Here is a 1,723-nt window from a genome sequence, read left to right on the forward strand (position 1 = left end):
TGCGCACGGAAGCGGTCGCGCTTGTCTTGATAGAACGCGCCCAGCGTTTCGTAGTGCTCGGGCTCGGCCTCGATCATTTCGGCAAACGCATGCTGGGCCGGATTGAACGAACAAAACACGTTGTACTGATGCACTTTGCGGAACTCGGCCGACAGCGCAGGCGGCGCAATCGCATAGCCCAACTTCCAGCCAGTGCAGTGGTAGGTCTTGCCGAAGCTCGAGATCACGAAAGCGCGTTGCCGCAATTGCGGGTACAGCAGCGCCGATTCATGCCGCGCACCATCAAACACAATGTGCTCGTACACCTCGTCGCTGAGCAGCACGATGTTGGTGCCGTCCAATAGGGCAATGAGTGTCTGCATATCGGCCGCGCTGAACATCGCCCCGGATGGATTGTGCGGGCTGTTGATCATCAACATGCGGGTGCGCGGGGTGATCGCCGCACGCACTGCGTCCCAATCGGGGGCAAAGGTCTGCGGATTCAACGCCACATGCACGGCGGTCGCACCGGCCAGATCAATGGCCGGTTCGTAGCAGTCGTAGCATGGGTCCAGCACGATGACTTCATCGCCCGCACGCACCACCGCATGGATGGCATTGAAGATCGCCTCGGTGGCACCGCTGGTGACGGTGATCTCGGCATCCACATCGGGCCGCCAGCCATAGCAACGCGCAGTTTTATCGGCAATCGCTTGGCGCAGCGCCGGGATGCCGGTCATCATCGGATATTGGTTGTGGCCGGCGTGCATCGCACGGGTCAGTGCATCCACCAAACGCGCGGGTACCGGGAAATCCGGAAAGCCCTGGCCCAGATTGACCGCGCCATGCTGTGCCGCCAATTGCGACATCACGGTAAAAATCGTGGTGCCGACCTTCGGCAATTTGGTGTCTAGTTGCATGGCGATGCCGATAGCTGTGGGGCATTGCAGTTTACGGAATCGACGCCTGCGTTGCAGCGTAGGCCATCGTGCGTGCTGCCCTGTCTGAGATCGCGCCGATTATCACCACGCGTGTCAAGCGGCACTCACACCGCCACCGCCAGGATCACGTGCGAGGCCTTCACCAGCGCCAGCATCGGCACGCCTTCGCGGATGCCGAGTTCCTTCGCGCTTTCGTTGGTGACGGTGGCCACCAACCGTCGGCCGCCGGATAGCTGCAATTCCACTTCGGCATTGACCGCGCCTTCGATACACGACAGCACCGTACCGGCCAGTCTATTGCGCGCACTGGTGCGTACGCCGGGTTCACCCAGCACCACGAACGAGGACTTCACCAACGCGATCGCACTGCCGCCTTCGCGCAGGCCAAGCGCATCCACGCTGTGATTGGTGATGATGGCGGTGAGTGTGTCACCGCCACCCAGGTCAAGGATGACCTCGCTGTTGACCGCACCGCGCTGGATGGTTTGCACGGTGCCCTCAAATTGATTACGCGCACTGGTTTTGAGCATGAGGTTTCCCAATCGTTTGAGAAGTTGATCCAGATCGCCGCCGTGGCCAGTATCGGTTGATCCTGATAACACGCGTTGCTGCAGTGCCGTCAATGCCTGATGAAATGCCAGTACGCGCCGTCCCATGTCGGTCAGGCGTGCGCCACCGCCACCGCTGCCGCCGGTTTCGGCACTCACCAGCGGCTCGCCTGCGAACGTATTGAGCGCCGCAATGGCATCCCATGCACCCTTGTAGCTCATCCCCACTGCACGTGCGGCGGCGCTGATCGAGCC

At 61.3% G+C, this 1,723-nt stretch carries 2 protein-coding genes; both read right to left on the bottom strand.

Annotated elements, in window-relative coordinates:
- Positions 1–899: methionine aminotransferase (locus tag PK789_RS00940; protein ID WP_324306465.1), on the bottom strand; the 899-nt coding region annotated here is incomplete at its 3' end.
- Between the two features lie 125 nt (positions 900–1,024).
- Positions 1,025–1,723, bottom strand: a 699-nt coding sequence (locus tag PK789_RS00945) for a TOBE domain-containing protein (RefSeq protein ID WP_324306466.1), incomplete at its 5' end; no start/stop codon positions are given.

The organism is Thermomonas sp., assembly GCF_035369645.1.
Classification (GTDB): Bacteria; Pseudomonadota; Gammaproteobacteria; order Xanthomonadales; family Xanthomonadaceae; genus Thermomonas.